This is a genomic window from Pseudomonas sp. RW10S2, from assembly GCF_014268985.1.
Lineage (GTDB): Bacteria > Pseudomonadota > Gammaproteobacteria > Pseudomonadales > Pseudomonadaceae > Aquipseudomonas > Aquipseudomonas wayambapalatensis.
Genome location: NZ_JABWRO010000029.1, coordinates 1 through 19,386 on the forward strand (window position 1 = coordinate 1; position 19,386 = coordinate 19,386).

Genomic DNA, 19,386 nt, shown 5'->3' on the forward strand with positions numbered 1-19,386 from the left:
TGGTCATTCGACGAAACTGTATATTTGTACAGTTTCGACGAATGCGCAAATGCCGTTTTCCGATTAAGCGCCCGCTGGCTAGAAGATGTAGTCGGTGGTCAGGAAGCTGGACTGGCGATTGCGGATGATCTCGCTGATCAGCGTCTTGTTGGCCTCCTGGAACTTGGTGGCCACCAGGGTACGGATCGAGAATACCCGCAACGCGTCATGCACCGATAACGTACCTTCTGCGCTGTTCTTGCGGCCGTTGAACGGGTAGGTGTCCGGGCCGCGCTGGCACTGGGCGTTGAGGTTGATGCGCCCGACCTGGTTGGCGAAGGTATCGACAAGCGCACCGACGGTCTGCGGATCGTTGCCGAACAGGCTCAGCTGCTGGCCGTAGTCGGAGTCGAGCACATAGTCGATCACCGTGTGCAGGTCGCGGTAGGGCACCACCGGCACCAGCGGGCCGAACTGCTCTTCGTGATAGACGCGCATCGACGGTGCCACCGGGTACAGCAGGGCGGGGTAGAAGAACGATCCCCGGCTCTGGCCGCCGCCCGGATTGATGACCTTGGCGCCGTGGGCTTGCGCATCGGCGACCAGGCCGTCGAGGTAGTCGACCTTGCCCGGCTCGGGCAGCGGCGTCAGTGCAACGCCGGGTTCCCAGGGCATGCCAGGCTTGAGCGCAGCAAGCTTGCGCTGGAATTTCTCGAGGAACGGCTCGACCACATCCTCGTGCACGAACAGGATCTTCAATGCCGTGCAACGCTGGCCGTTGAACGACAGGGCGCCGGTCAAGGCTTCGTCGACGGCATTGTCCAGGTCCACCTCTGGCAGCACGATCCCTGGGTTCTTGGCGTCCAGGCCCAGCGCCGCACGCAGGCGGTGGGGGCGCGGGTGGAGCTTTTTCAGGTCGCTGGCGGCCTTGTGCGTGCCGATGAAGGCGAACACATCGACCTTGCCGCTGGCCATCAGGGCGCTGACCGTCTCGCGGCCACGGCCATAGATGACGTTGATCACCCCCGGCGGGAAGCTGTCGCGGAAGGCTTCGAGCAGCGGGCGGATCAGCAGCACGCCGAACTTGGCCGGCTTGAACACCACCGTGTTGCCCATGATCAGCGCCGGGATCAGCGTGGTGAAGGTTTCGTTGAGCGGGTAGTTGTATGGCCCCATGCACAGCGCCACCCCCAGTGGTGCGCGGCGGATCTGGCCGAGGGTGCCCTGTTCCAGCTCGAAGCGGCTGGAGCGGCGGTCCAGGTCCTTGAGGGCGTTGATGGTATCGACGATGTAGTCGCAGGTGCGGTCGAACTCCTTTTCCGAGTCCTTGAGGTTCTTGCCGATCTCCCACATCAGCAGCTTGACCACCGCCGTGCGCTGTTCGCGCATGCGCGCCAGGAAGGCTTCGACATGCTCGATACGCTCGGCAACACGCATGTTCGGCCACGCGCCGCGACCCTTGTCGTAGGCCTGCACCGCGGCATCGAGGGCGGTGAGGGCGGTGTCGGCATCGAGCAGCGGTGCGCTGCCGAGGATGACCTGGCGTTCTTCATCGCCTTGCTTGAGCCACACCGGGCTGCGCACGGTGGCCAGCGGCCCGTCCCAACGCCTGAGCTGCCCGCCCACCAGGTAGTCGCGTTGCTCCAGCGGCTCGCCCAGGCGCCAGGCCTCGGGGATGTCTTCTGGGGTGGGAAACAGCGAATCGAGCAGACGGTCCATGGGTACTGCACCTCACTTTTTAGCTGATCAGGTGAAACGCTTCAGCCGAGCATGCACCTGCTGTCGGAAATATTCCAGTCTGGTTCAAGCGCGAGGGTTCGCCATCGACGACCCACCGGCGCCTGGCAGGCGCCGACGGGTGGCCATGGGGTTTACTCTTCCGGTGACGGCGGCTCCGGCGATTCGGCAAGCTCGGCTTCGGGCGCCGGTGGGAAAGGCAGTTCCAGCAGGTGCTCGGCACCTGCGGCAACGGCTTGCTCGCCCAGGACCGGGTCTTGATCCATCAGGTAAAGGCGCCGCCAGATTTCTGCGAGGTTTGCCTCGGGGGCGGCATTGAACTGCTCGTCCTCGATCAGCGGCCTCAGGTCCCTGCGGTACTGAAGGGGCAGGCGCTCCCAGACGGCGGTGTCCTCTTCGCTGGCCATGGACAACAAGGCTTCGTATTCATGGTCGGCGACCATCAGGTCTACGCCGAAACGCACATAGTAGGCATTGATCTGCGCAATCATGCCGTCGCCCATGTGCTGGCTTTCCAGGCGCATCACCTGAGCGAGTGGACGCGGCAGAGGTTGTGGCTGTGGCAGTTCGGTGAAGCGGTTTTCCGACAGGTTGACGATGTTCGGGTTGCGCATGTTCACCAGCCCAGCGGGTATTTCGGTCAGTTCGCAATTCCCGAGCATCAGTGAGTCCAGGTGGGGCAAGGCTTCCAGGTTGGGGCTTGCCTGCAGCGGGTTGTTGGTGAGGTCCAGGGTCCTGAGGTTGACCATCTCGTTGAGCCTTTGCTGTGCCTGCTCGTTCCAGGTCAGGTTGTTTTCCTCCAGGTCCAGCAAGCGTAGGGTTTGCGGGTTGCTCAGTTGCGGAATGTGTTGCAGCGAGCACGCTTCCAGGGTCAGCCCCTGCAGGTTGGGCAAGCGTTCCAGCAACGAAGCGGGCAGGGTGTCGATGTGCGGGTTGCGGGCCAGGTCGAGGATCCCGACATGTGGGAAGTGGTGGGGCAGCTCTAGGCTGGCGAGGTCGTCGTTGGTGAGATCGAGGTCGGCCAGTTCCATCGAGAACAGCCGGTCTTCGCCCAGCGATTGTCGACTCATGCCGCGCCAGCTGTTCAGCAGTCGCGGTACGGCCCGGGTCCGTGCAGGTGAGCCTGCGGCCCAGGCAGCGAAGTTGGACGTTACTGATTGATACTGTGCGTTCAGGGCTGCCACGGCCTGATCCGGGCTTGCTCCTTGCTCACGACTCGAGGCAAAGAAGGCATTGATGCCGTCATTGTTCATCGTGGGGTAGACCTGCTGCACCTGGCGGTAAAGCGCTCGGTCGATCGGTGCGGGAGGTGGCGGGGGGACGACCGCCGGCTCAGGCTCGCCGCCTGGCGCAGGGTTCGGATCCATTGGTGCTCCACCGCGCAGGCCCTGTTGGCGCAACCAGGCGAAGTCGCCGAATGGGCGCAACTGTCTGGCCCAGGCTTGGCGGTCGGTGTCGACCAGGGCTGTCAGGCGCGCTCGCAGGCTGTCGCTGGCTCCGGCCTCAAGCTCCATCGCTGCGCGTTCACTGGCCGACAGTACCTTCGCCGCCGCCTGGCACAGATCGGCAGTGGCGGGGGCGAGAACGGGACGCTCGCCCAGATAGGGCGCGTAACCCTGCGCAGACTTGATGATGACCCGCAAGCGAGTCGCGTAGCGGCTGCCAGCCATGGCCAGGGTACGCCCCTGGAGATCCTCCGCGCGCAGCTCGATGCGCACATCCTGTGGCCAGCCCTTCAGCGCCGTCATGGCCTTGAGCGCAAGGCGTTCGCTGTGGGCGCTGGCCAGCTCGGGCAGGTTCAGGCCTTCCAGGCCTCGGGCAACCGGCAGCTCATCCTCGAGGCCCCGCGCAAGGTTGGCCAGGCGTGCGGGAAGGGCTTGTCCGGTGCTCCAGGCCGCCTGCTCGGTCGTGGTCATCGAACCGAGCAGGCGCCTGCACAATGGCGCACTCAGTCCCGGGTAGTCCTGCTGCATCCGTGTTTCGTCGGCATGGGCTGGCACGCTGGCCTCGTAGCCTTCGGCGAACAGCCTGTCACGCTCGGCGCCGCTGGCTGTCGGATAGGTTTGCGCGATCTGCCGTTGCAGGCGCAGGCGTACCAAGGTGTCGGCCAGCAGCGGTGGGGTCTTGGCATGGGTCAGGTGTACCTGGCGCAGTTGTGCTTCGTCCACGCCGCTGATGCGCGCAGCCAGCTCCAGCTGTGCCGGGGTGAAGGTTTCAAGACGGCTGTCCAGCCGCCTCACCAGTGTCGCCAGTGGCCAGTCGCGGGGTTGTTCGTGCTCGGCGCGCCAGGCCGTTTCGTCATTGTGCTCCAGCAGGGGCTGGTAGGCGTCAGGGTCGTCAGGATGAACCAGCCGCCAACGCTGCAGCTGTGCGTCGAAGCGTCGTCGATACCAGTGGCCGTCCATCTGCAAGGAGTCCGGCGTGGCGTCGGAGGCCGGGATACGGTAGGGCGTCAGGTCGGGGCGCCAGAGGCGTTGGCTGCCATCGGCCCGGGTGATCGGGTCGAGGCTCTCGAGCAGCGGTGTGCGGGTGAGCGTGCGCACCACCTGGCCACCGACATGCAGCCCGGCGATTACCGCCAGGTTCAGGCCTACCACTTTCAGATGCTGGAACGCCTCGTCGCGATCACCGACCTCCCAGGCCTCGTAGCCTTCGTAGACCTCATGCAACAATTGGCAGGCGGTCACGGCGATCATCAGCACGCCGATGGCCGGTATGAAGAAGCCGAGGGTCATCAGGGCATTCAACCCAAGGCTCTCCCACATCTGCAGGCGCTTCTTGCGCGCCCGCTCGTCGGCCTGGGCCGTGGGCACGGCGAGCAGCAGTGCCTCGGCCTTGAGCCAGGCGAGATGGTCGCTGTACAGGAACTCGAACAGCGGCCCTTCGATGTCGTGCCGCTCCAGGTGCAGATCGGCTCCCTCAGGCAGTGTCCAGGCTTGATCGTAGCTTGCGTGCGCATCGCTGCTGAGGTTTTGCCGTGCCCGATCGAGGAACTGCAGCCGATCTTCGCTGGCGATGAGCGCCAGGCACCGTCTGCGAAAGGTGGGGTCGCAAAGATCGGTCTGCAATTGCGCGACCAACGCCTGCTCACTGCCGAAGGCGCGGACGGCGGCTTCCTGCCCCGGGAGATACAGCAGTCGACCGGCTTCACCCGCATCGACCAGCAGGGCCTCGTGCAACGTCACGCCGAACACTTGCAGTTGCTGGCAAGGCAGGGCCGATCCGTCGTCGAGCAACTGCTGGATGCAATCCCGTGCGTTGCCATCGATCCGATGCTGCAGTCGCGCCAGGTCGGCTGCCAGTTGCAGGTTGCTTTGGTAAAGCCTGATTGCGGCGGGGCGGACATCGGGCGCGCTGAACCTGGCTTCCAGGTGCGCTTGGTAGCGCTGGCCCAGGTCGAGGTCGCGACATGTGCTGGCAAAGGCCTCGGGAGTAAGCGGCAGCGGTTTGATCTTGAAGGCTTTGGAGGCCAGGGAGTAGGGCACCTGGGTTTCGCTGTCGCCAAGGGTCGTGCTACCGGTCACGGTAATGTCGGTGATTTCGCTGTCGCCCTCGAGGGCCAGCGCGCTCTTGATGTTGAAGCTGACATCTTCGGCAAAATTGTGCAGTGCTGCCTGGAGCAGGCTGCGTCGTTCGTAGGTGCTTACGTAGACCTGATGGGTGAACAGATCATGGACCTGGATCAGCTCCGAGGTACGCAGCGGGGTCTCGAACCCGTGCTCGGCCTTCAGGCGCTCGGCGAGCAGTGGTTCGGCGAACGCGTCGATCTGCTGCAGGCCCTTGAGCGCCCTGGCCAGGCTTTGCTGGGCCGTGGCCAACTGTGTCTGGCTGGCCAGTACGGCTTCGCGCAGGTCGGGCAAGGCGTTTTCGAACCAGGCGGCGTGCTGCCCTGGCAGGCCCTGCTGAGGCAGTGCACTGGCACGCAAGGTTTGCCATTGCTCTTCTGCAAGTCTCGATGCCCAGGTGGGCAAGCGCTGGGTGATCAGGTTCTGGTGGGTGGAGGGGAGAGTTGAAGGCATGGCTGTCGCTCCTGTTGTGGAACGCAACAGCAGGCGCCATCGATGGATGGGGGGGTGGTAAATAGATGGGGCCTGATTATGAAGTTTGAAGGTTTCCAGGAAACCAGAGGCGATTCAGGAGCGTGCGGTGGCTCGGTGAGGGTAAAACCTGAGCCTGGCGCAAGGCGAACGCTGGCCGTTCTGGCCAGGTTTGATGGGCGCTGTCACCTGGTATTTCTGTCAGTTGTGCGATGTGGGCAACTGCTTTTCAATCAGCGGACCAAACATGCCGGGTCCAAGGGATTGGGAGACAGCCATGCCGAATGACGCGCAGTTCAATGAGCCAGACGACGAGGGCGGCGTCGTGCTGACCCTCGATGAGATGATCAAGGCCTTTAACCAGCAACTGGCGACGCAGGAGATGAGCATGTTCTCCGTGGGCGGTGCCGGCCTGGCGGCGCTGGAGCGGATCTACATCCCGGGGCAGATCACCTCGGTGAAAACCCCAGGTGTCCAGGTCGGCGTCAACTACAACATGGCGCACACGAATGCCCGTGGGTTGTTGATCATCATCCAGCGCTACTCGAACATGCGCGTTGGTGACTGGATCGAGGTGTTCTGGGGGGATGACACTCTGCCTGTAGCGTCCGACAGGCTTCAAACCCAAGAGCAGGTTGATCAGCTTTTTCCGATGTACGTGCCCTCGGAGAAAGTGAAGGAGGGGGTGTTCGACCTGTGGTGCAAGGTCACCCGTGCCGGGGGCGGTAATGAAGATAAGTCCACGCCGCTGAGCGTGCTGAGCCGCCTCATTTTCCCCGGCGGAACCGACCCCGAGCCGGAAAAGCCAGGCCATCAGCACCTGGTACCGCCGAAAGCCAAAGTCCCGCCCTCTGGCGTCATCGGTGAGGACGAAGCGAAAGCCGGTGTCGAGGTGGAGATCGAGGTGTACCCGAACATGCGTGAGTACGACCAGATCCGCCTGAGTTGGGGCGGGGAGTTCGTACTCCACGATGTGCAGCCGGCAGAGGTGGGGAAACCCGTGGTGATTACTGTGCCGGAAGCGACCATTCGGGCCGCAGGCGACAGTGATGCCCTGGTCCTGACCTACCGGGTGACCGACGAGGTGAACAACCCGTCCAGCGACTGGTCTGAGCGCAGCACGCTGAAGACGGAAGTCGGTGTCGGGCTGCTGCCGGCACCTTACATCTTCAACCCTGACCCTGGCGCCGATCCTGAAGATGTCATCGACTTGGATGCGTTGGGTGATGCTGACCTGGAAATCGAAGTGGACACGCCGAGAACGGACTTCGAGGTGGACGACGTGATCACCGTCACCTGGCTAGGTAGCTCCACGCACGGCGAAACCCTTGAAGTCACCCCACCGTCTCAGACTGTAAGTCGGGTTGGACGCACGCTGGTGTTCAGCATTCCCAATGACAAGCTGTTCGCCTTGGGCGGCGGGCGTGGCGTTGCATCATTCGTCAACACTCGTGGCACTGACGATACCCCCTCCAAGCGTTCGTTCGTCAGTATTGCTGGTGTTATCCCCGTCCCGGCCAAACCTGACCTGCTCGAGGCTACCGGGGGTAGTTTGGACCCCACCCTGGTGGAGGCCACCGTCCAGGTGCCTGCGCAGGTGAACCTCGTGCGGGGGGACAGAGTGACGTTGACGTGGCTGGGGACGCGTGCCAACGGTACGCCGCTGCTGCACACGGAAATCAAGACTGTCAGTACCTCCCAGGCGGGCAAGGCCTTGGCGTTCCATGTACAAGGCGCTGCCAACCTGGCCCCGCTGGACGGCGGCAGCCTCGCCCTGAGCTACCAGCTCAAGCGGCGTGATCTGGACACGCCGCTGGATTCCGCGCATGAAGTGCTGCAGGTGGGTGACGCGCGTGCCGCATTGCCCGCGCCCTCGACGCGCCCACTTGTTCCCGGCGGCAAACTGGACCCAGACGCTTACCCACGGGGTATCGAGGTCATCGTACAGCCCTACACGAACATGAAGCAGGACCAGGACATGTACCTGGAGTGGACGTCCACCGTGGGGCAGCCGTACTACGACGATGTGCCGGTCACCCCGGGGCAGGAGACCATCTTCGAGGTCAGCCCCGCCCAACTGCGGGCGAATGATGGCGGCGCGGTGCTGGTGGGGTATCGGATCACCGAGGCTGGACAACCGGACCGCTATTCCGAGTACCTGGAGTTGCAGGTAGGTGCCGGCGAGAAGGTTGATTTGCTCGCGCCGGAGGTCGTGGAGGCCCAGGACGGCATTCTCAACCCTGGCGTTGTCACCGGCGGTGCGACGGTGCGGGTGCCGGCCAGCGCCGATCTCAAGGCGGGCGATGAGGTAGAGGTCTTCTGGGACGGCGACAAGCCGGGTGGGGTGACCTCGGTGTCCGACTTCGTGCTGGCGGATGGTGGTTTCCTGGACCTGCCCATCGACTATGCCTTCGTCATCGCCAATGCCGATGGAAACGTCAATGTCCGCTATGCGGTCTATCGATTGAGTGGCGCAAAGGACAAGTCGCTGGTTCTGTCGATCCGCGTGCAAAGCGCCGCCTTGCCACTGCCGATCGTTCTCGAGTCCATAGAGGGTAATATCAACCCGGACGACGTGGTCAGTGGTGCGACGGTGGTCGTCGAGGCGGTGGCGCAATTGCGTGAGCGTGATGTGGTGACGGTCGAGATCGTCAGCCCGGCGCCAGGCGGCAGCACGACGATTCCGGTCCCTGTGCCGACCGGTGGTAACAATCAGGCATTGCGCGTACCGGTGCCCTATGCCGTGATCAACGCCAGCAGTGGAGCGACTATCGCCCTTGAATACAGAATCGATCGCGCCGCTGGCGGCCCGCCGGAGAGTTCACCGTCCAATACCTACTCCGTGAGCCGGGTGATCGGTGCGGGGCCCATCCGTATCTTCGGTGCCCGTTATGGCGCCAGTTCCTCCCTCGCCTCGGGCTCGCCACGGATTATCAGTGCCTACAACTCGACCACCGACCAGCCCATTCTCGTGGAATGGCAATACGCTGGCGATGTGGCCTGGACGGCAGGTTACACCTGGCTCGACCGCCAACCCCAGCGGCCCCTGCGGGTGCGCAGCACCACCGATGCGGTGTGGCTCAACCCGGCCAATGTCGTCGGCAACGGTAAAGATGCACTGGGCAAGGGTCAGGCAGCCTTTGCGGTGATGCTCGACAACCCCACCCCTGGCCTGTTCAGCCTCTATGGCTGGGGGAGCGCGGCCTATGGCGCCAATGTGTCTCCGACACTTATCACCTATGATGATGTGGTCGAGGTCAGTGGTACCCGTAGCGCTTACGCAGCACGTCTGCAGAGCGGCTCCGTAGCCTGCTGGGGCGATACCGCCGAAGGCGGGACCCTGCGACCTGAAGACATAGGACAGCCATTCCTTGAGGTTCGCAGCAACGGCACGGTGTTCGTTGGCCGCCTCCAGGTAACGCCGGGAAGCAACAACGGCCGACTGACTGCGTGGGGCACTGCCGACAATGGCGCAACGGTGCCGCCGGACATCCTCGCGCTAACTGATATCACGGCGGTGTTCGGCGCTGGCTATGCCTTCGCTGCACAACGGGCGAATGGGCGATTGGTCGCCTGGGGCGATGTACAGCGTGGGGGTACCCTACCTGCAGATATCGCTGCGCTGAGCGACATCCAGATTGTCAAGGGCAACTGGGGGGCCTTTGGCGCCCGGCGGGCCAACAAGCGCCTGGTGGCCTGGGGTAGCGTCACCTATGGCGGAACGATACCGGCGCCTATTGCGGCACGTAACGACATCGAAACCCTGGAAGGCGCCACGGGTCAAGCCTTCAGCGCCCTGACCACCGCTGGGCAAGTAGTGGCCTGGGGGGCGACCAGCCATGGCGGAACAGTCCCTGCAGAAATCGCCGCGCTCAGCGATATCGTCGAGGTCACCAGCACCCTTCATGCGTTCTGCGCACGGCGTCGCAACGGCCATGTGGTGGCGTGGGGCAATACCGCCTATGGCGGTACGGTGCCTGCGCCCATCGCGCAACTGTCAGATATCGTTCAAGTGACGGGCAGCGCCTGGAGTTTCGCCGCCTTGCGCCGCAACGGCACGGTGGTGGCCTGGGGCAGTGCAGACTCTGGTGGCGATACAAGTGCCGTGGTTGCGCAGTTGACCCATGTGCAGGCGGTGTATGCCAACACTCACGGTTTCACCGCACTGACCACTGACGGGCGTGTGGTCACCTGGGGCAATGGCCCAGGTGGTGGTGACAGCTCGGCAGCGCAACCGGTCATTGCTGGGCGACTGCTGGCGGGCCGCCCTGACCCGAGTGCGGTCAACGCCGCAGTCAACGAGCGGAACGGGATGAGCCGCTTGGCGCTCGACAGCGCCAGTTTGTCGGAGAGCACACGATGAACGATATGACAGAAGCACAAGCAGCGCAGAATAGCCTTGCCGTACCCACCATGGCGAATGTGATCAATGGCAAGCTCGATCCAGCCCAGGTGCCGAGTAACGGTGCCCCGGTGGTCATGGCAGTGGGGGCGGAGCATGCCGGCAAGACCCTCACGCTGGTGCTGGCATTGGCCCAGGGGACTGAGCTTTTCACCCAAAACCTGCCCATCGGCTCTACGGGGCGCTCCATCACGCTGCGTATTCCCAAGGAGCACTTCACCAATAACCTGGCTGCTCAGGTGAAGGTGTTCTACCGGGTCAGTACGGTAGGGGATAGCCCCGTGCTGACGTTCCAGATCGACCAGGGGTTCGCGGGCGCTCATGAGTTGGACCTGACGGCACAGCGGTTCACGCCGGTGTACCTCGACGGTGAACTCAAGCTGCCTGGCCAGTTGCCGGTATTTTTGCGTTTCACCCGGATCGCTCCGGGGGCGACCAGCTACGCCAGCAGCGACGAGAGTGTGGCCACGGTGGATAACCAGGGGCAGGTCACGGCATTGCGCAACGGCCAGACCACCATCACCGCGCAATCACCTGGCGGACCGCAGAGCTATGTGCTGACGGTCAAGGGCATTCGTGGCCTGGAGTTCCTCGCGCGTCAAGGCTCTACCTGGCAAAGCGCGGACACCCTGTGCAAGAGCGCGGGCATGCAGCTACCGACCCAGGCGGACTTCACCAAGGTCCAGGGTGCATACGGCGTGCAGATGGCCGACCTGGGGCTGCCGAACTACCCCATCTGGGGGGCGGCACTGGATGGCGGCACGGCCTGGACCTACCACCCCTACACCCAGGTCCTGACCTCCGAGAGCACTGACGCCAACACCCTGCGTCAGGTCGCCGGGGTGGGTTGACCTGCGGTGTGCTGCTTCGCTGAGGGGCGGCGAACCCCACTCCCCACTTCTGTCAGGCGTTCCATCATGCGATCCCTGGGGTGGTGACCTATCGCCTGGAAGAGCAAGTGGTCAGTTGATCACTCGCTGAGCATGTCTGAGGTTTTCTTGTGAGAATGCCGTGGCTGTCACGTTGTTGTGTGCTGTTGAGCTGCCTGCTGGCCCCCGCTGCCTGGGCGCTGACCGGCCCAGAGCTGGCGGTCGCTCTCAACCAGTCTTACCAGAGCGGTGCGCTGCGCTGTGCAGGTAATCGGCCAGCGTATTTTTGCAGCGGTGTGCTGGTGCGACAGCAGCCTGCCAATGCGCCGCTGCCGTTCTGGACCCATGGCCCCGAAGCCATCGGTCAGGGTGCCGAGCGCTTCAGTTGGTTGCGACATGACGTGGGGGGAATGAGTGTCAGCGAGCCCAGTGGCTACATCTTCAGTAACCGTTTCGAGGCCATGGCGCAGGGCAAGGACTACAGCGTGCAAGGCGATGACGGCGGCACCCGGCCTGGCGAACTGCGGGTGGTCAACTGGGACACGTCGTTGCCCGAGCGCCTGGCCGTAGTGGCGGTGTACTACAACCGTGGCGACATCAACGGCCTACTGGCGGCCCAGCGGGACCAGCGCGCCTACCACGAGGCCGTTGGCGTGTGGTTGCCGGTACTGCGACTCGACCCCGCCCTGCCACAGAGCGCGGTGTTCGGTTTCGACTCGCGCGAGCAACTGTACCGCGGTTACCAGGTCGCCGACCGGCTGAACTTGCGCTACGCCGACACCGCCGCCAGTTGCTACGATGCGAGCCCCAGTTACAACTGCAATGGTGTGCTGATCCGCGCCACCGGTGCCTCCGCCGGCTTTCGTTCCTGGAACCCCACGCAGAACTCCATTTCACGAGATGGTGTTTCGTTCACCTATCTACGCGCCGATACCGGTGTCCAGCGCTTGGCCAGCAATGAGCCGGGTTTGATCTTCGATCGTCTGGATCAACCTGTCACGCATCCGGTCAGGTTGCGCTGCGCCTACCCGGCCAATGCCGGCACCAGCGGCATCCCGAACAGCTGTCGAGCCAGTTGCCTGTCGCAAGGTATTACCACGGTCGCGGCGTGGCGCGCGCGTTACGCTGGCAGCGCTGCGAACAGTTGCGCCTTCAGCATGGAGCCCACGCCCAATGCTGCGCAGTTCCAGTTGAACATCGACGTGCGCGCCAGCGCTGGTGCGCACAACGAAATCATCATTGGTGCCTGGCCGCAGAACATACCTCGGGAGTTGCCTATCGAGGCGATCTACTATCCTTCCGGTAGCGCCAGCCTGGCCGGGGCGAAGCTGATCCAGCGTGACTACTTCCAGCACACCGGCGTTTTCATGCCGGTAGTGCGCGTGAACCTGGCCAGTGGCAATGGTCAGGTGTTCACCTTCGTGGCGCAAGACCAGAACCTCTAGGAGTCAGAGTGAGCGACGTGCCATTAGCCAATGATTTCGACGAGCAAGAGACGCTCGCCCCTCGAAAGGCTGGTACTTAAAGCGCGGTGGCGTAACCCACCCGCGGTACGTCCTCAAGACGCGCATCGATCAACGATTTCAACGATTCCCCACTCTCCAGGTAGGCATCGCCAAAATCATGCCCGCCCAGCGCGCTGGGATGCGCGACCACCTCCAGCACCCCATCGCGCGGCGCCAGGCCCGCCTTCAGGTCCGCGGGGGTGCACACATAGTCGGCCGTGGCCCCGCTCAACTGGCGCAGGCGCCGGTTCAGCAGGGTCTTGAACAGCCGTTTCGCCGGGCCGATGTTGTGCCCCAGGTTGCGTGCCAGGCGCACCGGCACGCCCTGCTCACGGGCAAAACGCGCAACCACCTCACCCACTGGCCAGATGTTGTGCACGTGCTGGTGCGAGTCCAGGTGGCTGGGCATGACGCCATGGGCCACGCAGCGTTGCCATTGGGCTTCGAGTTCGTGGCGCACGGCCTCGCGCTCGCTGCGTGACAGGCGCAGGGTGCGCTGGCGCAGTCCGAGGTCGAACTCGCCCTGGGCGGTGCAGAAGCGCGGTTCGGCGAGGATCGCCTGGCTCAGGGGCCGACCGTAGGTCAGGTTGAAATGCAGGCCGATCCGGCCCTTCAGCACTGGCTGCTGGGCCAGTATGCACGCTGCCTGGAACGCCGGCATGTTGGCCATCAGTGTTGCCGAGCTGATCAGCCCGGCCTGGAACGCGTGCAGGATCACCGCGTTGATGGGGGCACTGAGGCCGAAGTCGTCAGCGTTGACTATGACCTGGGATGGCATCCGGGCGCTCCTGTGTGGGGTTAGGGGTGACGGTGGCTGCGCTGTGGGCCTTGCGCAGGCGTGGCTTGAGCCAGCGCCAGCAACGCAGGGCCAGGCCCAGGGCGATGCCGTCGGGGCGCCAGCTGTAGCTGCTCAGGCGCCATTGTTCGACCTGGCCGGTCTGGCGTTCATGCAACTGGTGGCTGGAGTTTTCAAGGCTTACCCGCGAGGCGTCGACCCAGCTCCAGCCCTCCTCGAGGCCCCAGTGAATCCACTCTTCGAGCAGCACTCGGCCACTGCCCAGCTCGCGTTGTTCGGGCACGAACGCCAGGTTGTAGTCGTAGATGCGTCCGCGCTCGAGCAGGGCCAGGCGGTAGCTGATGCATCGCCCGTCCAGCTCCAGCAGCACCAGGCACACCAGCCCTTCGCCAGCCAGCGCGGTGAAGGCCTGGTACATCCACTCGCGGCGCTGGCTGCCCGAGAAGATGCCGACGTCATCGTCGCCTTTCCAGCTCGCCGCTTCCACGGCGCTGATCGCATCGAGCAGGGCGGTGATGTTGTGGCGGTCGGCGACCACCCGGCGCACCTGCGCGCCGCAGGCGGCGATGCGCTTGCGTGCACGGCGCAGCTTGTAGCGTGGGTCGCCACTGACCTCCTGGCGATCGGCTTCACTGATCCGGTGCACCGGTACACGGCAGCTCAGGCGCCGCTCGAAGGTCGAGCTGGCCGCAGCCCATTGGCGCAGCCAGTCCTCATTGTCACCCTGCACGACTTCACTCAATTGCAGCAGCGCATGGGGAAGATGCTTGCGGATGGTCTTGAGCACCTGTGTTGCGTGGTGCGCCGGCAGGTCGAGCAACAACGCGATGCGATCGCTCAGCGGATGACCCAGGTGACGCACCACCGGGACATTCAGCGGGCCTGCCGCCTGGCGTTCGCGCACCAGGGGCAGGCACAGGCACAGGCGGCCATCGAGGTGACCGAGCAGAATCTTCAGTTGCTGGCCCGGTTGCAGAGCGGCCTCGGCGGCGCGCAGCCAGCCCAGGTGATTGAACGGGGTGCTGCCGGCCACGCGCTGGCGCAGCGCTTCATAGCCGGCGGCGGGAAAGCTGGGGGTGCGCAGCGAGGCGCACCAGCTCAGTTGCAGGGCCACGGGGTCAGGACGCCGCAGCCGTGGCGTTTTCGGACGCCGGTTTACGCAAGGGCTCCAGACGCGACTCGCTGTAGCGGCTTTCGCGGAAGAACTTCCAGCGCCCGAACAGGCAGTAGACATTCATGATGCGCCCTTGCTCCTGATAGCCCATGCGCAGGTGCAGTTTGAGCGCCGGGATGTTGTGTTGTTCGCAGACGTCCACCACCTTGGTGCAACCCTGCGCGGCCATGGCCTTCCACAACGCCACTTGCAAGTCCACCGACAGCTCGCTGCCCCAGTACTTGCGGATCAACTCGCCGCCGAACTCGAAGAACTCGCCCGGACCGACCGGGAACCAGCACCCGTAGTAATGGCGGTCGTGGTAATGGCGCGCACTGCCCCAGATGAAGGCCACGGTGTCGCCGTCGTCATCGAGGAACATCAACCCTGTGTGGCCCTCGGCCGCCAGCTCGCGCATGGTCTCGACGCGGTCGCCGAAGTGCTTGGCGAAGGCCTTGACGTTGTTCACGGTGATGTTCTCGATGCGCAGTGGCGCATAGGGTTTGAGACGGTGCGGGGGCACCGGGGTTTCCAGGTCGCGTTCCATCCACACCAGTTCCCAATGATAGAAGACGTAGTGTCGCCAGGCGCTGCTCAAGGTATTGCGTAGTCCCTTGCGCTTGATGCGATCCTGGATCTTGCTCAATGCACGCATGGTGCCTCCTGTTCGCGGCAGGTCGAGGTGCGTCTCATGACGCACTCCAGGTCAGGGCAAACAAGGTCTGCCCTGGCAATTGAAAACGAATCTGCCCCTGCTGGCAGCTGAAGCGGGCAGGGCGCGGTTGGTTATCGGGGCCGAACAGTTCGAGCTGGCCGGCCGGGCAGTCGCCCAGCGCCAGGTCGACTTGCTGCACGCGCTCGGCCTTGTTGACCCCCAGCAGGCTGCGCTGACGGCCGTCGGCCATGGCCAGCACGTCGACCTCGAAGGCGTCGTTGTCCAGGGCCAGCACCTGGCGCAGCCAGTGGCGCTGGATGAACTGCTGGGCAAGGCCCACCGGCTTGAGCTCGAAACGGTCATCGCCCAGCACGCGGATCATGCCCTTAGGCCATTCGGGCTCGTCGGCGACATGGAACCAGTTGAGCATGTCCAACAGGCCGTCGGCGGAGGCGTTGATCACCACCGAGGCCCACCACAGGCCCGCGTAGTGGGTGTTCTGGTCATAGGGGCTGAGGCTGGAGCCGCTGGACAGGTTGGTCTGGTCGAGCAGCAGCGCCTTGCGCGGCCGGCCTTGGCTGTCGAGGCCGACCAAGGCCGCGGCCTGGCGCACGCTGTCGCGGTAGCTGCGGGTGGCGAGCAGGTCGCGGACCATCCATTCGTGCCAGGCCAGGGCATCGATCTGCGCACCGTGCTCCTGCAGCAGGCGCCGGGCCCAGTCGATACCGCGCAGGTCCTTGCTGCCCTGGGTGAAGGGGCCGCCGAGCAGGCGTGACGAGGCGGGCATGGCGATCCGCACGCCCGCCTCCCGGGCACCCGGCCAGGCGCTTACGCGCTGGGCCATGCCGGCGAAGAAGTCGCGGTAGCTTTCATAGTTGCGGTAATTGAGATTGGGCTCGTCGGCAAAGGCCAGGTAGTGCAGGCCCTTGCCGCCCAGGCGCGCGGTGCCGGCCAGCCAGGCATCGAGGCCGTCGTGGCTGGTGCGGTCGGCGGCAAGATCGGCGCGCCGACCCGTGCCGGCGAGCAGGGTGATGTCCTGGGTGATGCCGAAGCGCTGCTGGTACAGGCGGCGCCAGGCGTCTTCATAGCCGGGCTGGCGGGCGAGCACGTCCATGAAGCTGTAGTAGCCGGCCGCCTGCGGACGCAGGGCATCCAGGGCGGCGAAGCTCGACGGTGGCGGCAGCACGTAGGGCAGGTTGACCCCCAGCAGCGGCGTGTGGCCCAGCACCTTGGCCTGGAGCCTGAGTCGCACCTGCCCGGCAGGGTTGGCGACATCGCCCAGTTGATCGGCGCGCTGGGCGAACAGGTTGGCGCTGCCATCGAGCCAGAATGCCGCCTTGCCGCGCCCTTGCAGGCGCAGGCGCCAGGTTTCGTCGCGTGGGCTGACCGGCAGCGCCTGCTGGTCGAAGCGCCAGTAGGCGGGGTAGGGCTTGAGCGCCACCTCGACCTGCCGACCGTCGCTCAGGCGCTGCGCCGAGAGCCCGCGTACGCCGCCGTGGAACTTGCCGGCCAGCGTCGCCTGCTCACCGGCCTTGACGCGGAAATACAGCTCGACCCGTGGCCCGACCTCGGCGCTGAAGTGCACCTTGGCGGGAGCGAACAGGGCGCGTGTGGTGTCGCTGTGCTCGATCTGGTAGCCACGGAAGCTGTAGCCAGGCACCTCCAGGCGATAGGGGCCGGCGTCGGCGGTCACTGGCCAGCGTTGCTCGCCGCGCAACTCCTCGGCCTTGATCGCCCGCTCGCCGCGCAGTTGGCCGTGGCCGTCGAGCAGATAGATGCGCTCGGCATTGGCGTCGGCCTGCCAGGCCGGATGCCAGCGCAGGCGCAGTTCATCGTTGCGCGCGGGTTGCAGGTACAGGCTGCCGTCGCGGAGATCGCCCCATTGCAGGCTCGCCGCCGGTGCCAGCGGCACCCACAGGGCACAGAGCAGCAGGCAGCGCTTCATGCTGGCCTGCGCTGCAACATCTGGCGCAGCGGCGCGAAGTCGCTGGGCAGGATGATCAGGGTGTGCAGTACCGGCACCCCACTCAGGCGGCAGTACAGCACCAGCATGGCGAGGGTCACCGCGAGATAAGCGATGGACGAGGCCGCTGCGGCACCGACGATGCCCCAGGTCGGAATCAGCAGCACGTTGAGCACCAGGTTCAGCGCGGCGCCGGCACCCATCATCAGCGAGACCGTGCCGGGGCGGTTCTTGCCCAGCAGGTCCAGGCGCAGGATGCTGGCGTAGCACAGCCCCAGCAGCCCTGGCAGCAAGGCCAGCAGCGCCGGGTAGGCCGGTTGGTAGGCAATGCCGAACAGGGTGACGATCAGCCAGTCGCCGATCACCGCCATGCACAGACAGGCGCCGAGCATCACTGTGGCGGTCAGGCGCAATGCCAGAGGGGTGAGTTTCTCCATGCCGGCGTCCTGTTGCAGCAGGCGCTTCATCAGCGGAGTGGTCACCGCTTCCGGCACGATCAGCAGTAGTTCGGCAGCGGCACTGGCCATGGCGTAGTGCCCCAGCGCAGTGCTGCCGAGCATCGCGCCGATGAACAGGTAGTCCGAGCGCAGGATGACTTGCTGGAACAACAGGTCGGGGTGGCTCTTGGCACTGTAGCTGAGCAGCTCGCGCTGACCGCCGCGATCCCAGCGCAGGGCCAGCGGATGCTGGCGGCGCAGCCACCACAGGCCCAGCAGCAGCACCAGGGCGATACCCAGCAGCCAACTGATCACTGCCGCCTCCAGCGCCTCCTCACGCCACATCCAGAACAACGCGAGAAACAGCAGCAGCGGTGCCGCCGATTCGACCAGGCGCAGCGCGTTGAACGCGCCGACGCCACCGCTGGCGTTGTGCAGTGTCAGCAGGCCGCTCTTGAGCACGGTCATCGGCACCGCCAGCAGCAACAGCCAGGCCAGCAGGCCCAGTTGCAGGGTGATGTCCAGGTCGGCACCGAAAGCGCGCACCAGCACCACGCAGACCAGCGTCAACAACCCCGCCAGCAGGCAACCGTAGACCAGCACCTGGGTCAGCAGCAGGCCCATGTCGCGCTGCTTGGCCGCCTGGTAGCCAACGGCGCTGTTCAACCCGCCGCTGGTGGCGGCGCTGATCAGGTCGGGCAGGGTGCTGAGCAGGGCGAACAACCCTCGCTCGCTGGGGCCGAGGATGCGCGCCAGCAGTACGTTGCGCAGCAGGCGCAGGGCGATCATCGCAAGCTTGGTGCCCATGCTCAGTGCCAGATGGCGCAGGTAATGGTTGCGGCTCATGAGCGGCCCCCGCGGCTGATGCGCCAGGCCAGCAGCGACGGACGGCTGGCATTGCGCTGGCTGACGCCGATGCGTGGCAGGGCCAGCGGATCGTCATGCCCCTGGCAGATGCCGGCGCGCGTGCTCAGGGCGAAGGGATAGCGGTGCGCCGCCACGCGTGCGCGCACGCGGTCGTCATGATCGCCATTGGGGTAGCAGTACACCGGCAGGGGTTGCTGGCAGCCGTGCGCCAGGGCGGCATGGCTGCGTTGCAGTTCCTCGTCCAGGCGCCGGTCGTCGAGGTAGGGCAACAAGGCGTGGCTGGCGCCGTGCGGGCCGAAGCGCACCAGGCCCGAGTCCTCCAGTTCACGCACTTGCTGCCAGTCCATGGCCTGGGGCAGCGATTCGGCAGGGCAGGCGTCGGTCAGTTGCTGCAGGGCTTGCGGGCTGAGGCTCTTGAGGCTCTGCAGGTAGTGCGCCAGGGCCTGGCTGCGCGCTTGCGAGCGGTCGTTCATGAAGTAGGCGGCCGGCAGCGGTCGGCCGAGCTTGCGCAGGTACTCGATGAGGCTGCGCCGTGCAGGCTCGCCGTGGCTGCCCCACAGGGTCTCGCCGACACTTTCCCACCAGAAGCGCTGGCGGCTGCCGATGTAGTCGGTGGACAGGAAGATGCTTGCCGGCACCTGGTGCTTGCGCAGCAGCGGGAAGGCGTTGCTGGCGTTGTCGCGCCAGCCATCGTCGAACGTCAGGGCGACCTTGGGGCGCTGGTTGCTGCGCGGTGCCTCGTGGTCCTTGAGCAGGTCCATGAGGCTGACGCAGTCGAAGTGGCGTGGCAGCCAGCGCAGCAGCCCTTCGAAAGCGCGTGGCCCGACACACAGCTCGTTGCGGTGCGCCAAGGCGGCGCTGGCATCATCGGCCAGTACCCGGTGCAGCATGAGGATCACCCCGGCGCCGCGCAAATCGGCGCGGCCCTTGGGCGACTTGAAGTACAGCCAGCCACTGGCCTGTTTGATCTTTGTCTTGATCGGCAT

The 19,386-nt window shown here is 65.0% G+C and carries 11 protein-coding genes; 3 read left to right on the plus strand and 8 right to left on the minus strand.

The genetic code is table 11. The features are described 5' to 3' along the window. Positions 1-78 precede the first annotated feature (78 nt). Both HU729_RS08950 and HU729_RS08955 read right to left on the minus strand, forming a co-directional pair. The gene (locus HU729_RS08950; protein WP_186709584.1) at positions 79-1,698 is read right to left on the minus strand and encodes an NADP-dependent glyceraldehyde-3-phosphate dehydrogenase; all 1,620 of its coding nucleotides are present in this window, start codon (positions 1,696-1,698) and stop codon (positions 79-81) included. A 152-nt stretch (positions 1,699-1,850) separates the two neighbouring features. Then, positions 1,851-5,735, minus strand: coding sequence for a leucine-rich repeat domain-containing protein (locus HU729_RS08955; RefSeq protein ID WP_186709585.1), 3,885 nt, complete (start codon positions 5,733-5,735; stop codon positions 1,851-1,853). A 295-nt stretch (positions 5,736-6,030) separates the two neighbouring features. On the opposite strand from HU729_RS08955, the gene HU729_RS08960 reads away from it, so the two are divergent. From HU729_RS08960 to HU729_RS08970, 3 genes are all read left to right on the plus strand, one after another. After that, positions 6,031-10,116 carry a hypothetical protein gene (locus HU729_RS08960; RefSeq protein ID WP_186709586.1) on the plus strand — a complete coding sequence of 1,362 codons (4,086 nt, stop codon included), beginning with the start codon at positions 6,031-6,033 and terminating at the stop codon, positions 10,114-10,116. Then, positions 10,113-11,006, plus strand: a complete 894-nt coding sequence (locus HU729_RS08965; protein ID WP_186665338.1) for an Ig-like domain-containing protein — start codon at positions 10,113-10,115, stop codon at positions 11,004-11,006. Before HU729_RS08960 ends, HU729_RS08965 begins: the two co-directional genes overlap by 4 nt. A 149-nt stretch (positions 11,007-11,155) precedes the next feature. Further along, a complete protein-coding gene (locus tag HU729_RS08970; RefSeq protein ID WP_186709588.1) occupies positions 11,156-12,469 on the plus strand; it encodes a hypothetical protein in 1,314 nt (437 codons plus the stop codon). Positions 12,470-12,545: 76 nt separating this feature from the next. On the opposite strand, the gene HU729_RS08975 is transcribed toward HU729_RS08970, so the two are convergent. From HU729_RS08975 to HU729_RS09000, 6 genes are read right to left on the minus strand one after another with little or no spacing between them, the layout of a single operon-like run. Continuing rightward, positions 12,546-13,307, minus strand: a complete 762-nt coding sequence (locus HU729_RS08975) for a ChbG/HpnK family deacetylase (protein WP_186709590.1) — start codon at positions 13,305-13,307, stop codon at positions 12,546-12,548. Further along, positions 13,279-14,439, minus strand: coding sequence for a GNAT family N-acetyltransferase (locus HU729_RS08980; protein ID WP_346655293.1), 1,161 nt, complete (start codon positions 14,437-14,439; stop codon positions 13,279-13,281). The genes HU729_RS08975 and HU729_RS08980 overlap by 29 nt, the downstream gene beginning before the upstream one ends. Positions 14,440-14,443: 4 nt before the next feature. Next, positions 14,444-15,133 (minus strand): N-acetyltransferase, encoded by a 690-nt coding sequence (locus HU729_RS08985; RefSeq protein ID WP_186709594.1) that lies wholly within the window; start codon positions 15,131-15,133, stop codon positions 14,444-14,446. A 34-nt stretch (positions 15,134-15,167) separates the two neighbouring features. Continuing rightward, positions 15,168-17,078 carry a hypothetical protein gene (locus HU729_RS08990; protein ID WP_186709596.1) on the minus strand — a complete coding sequence of 637 codons (1,911 nt, stop codon included), beginning with the start codon at positions 17,076-17,078 and terminating at the stop codon, positions 15,168-15,170. Further along, positions 17,075-18,379: an oligosaccharide flippase family protein gene (locus HU729_RS08995; protein WP_186709598.1), complete on the minus strand. Its 1,305-nt coding sequence runs from the start codon at positions 18,377-18,379 to the stop codon at positions 17,075-17,077. Before HU729_RS08995 ends, HU729_RS08990 begins: the two co-directional genes overlap by 4 nt. Then, the gene (locus tag HU729_RS09000; protein ID WP_186709606.1) at positions 18,376-19,386 is read right to left on the minus strand and encodes a polysaccharide deacetylase family protein; all 1,011 of its coding nucleotides are present in this window, start codon (positions 19,384-19,386) and stop codon (positions 18,376-18,378) included. Before HU729_RS09000 ends, HU729_RS08995 begins: the two co-directional genes overlap by 4 nt.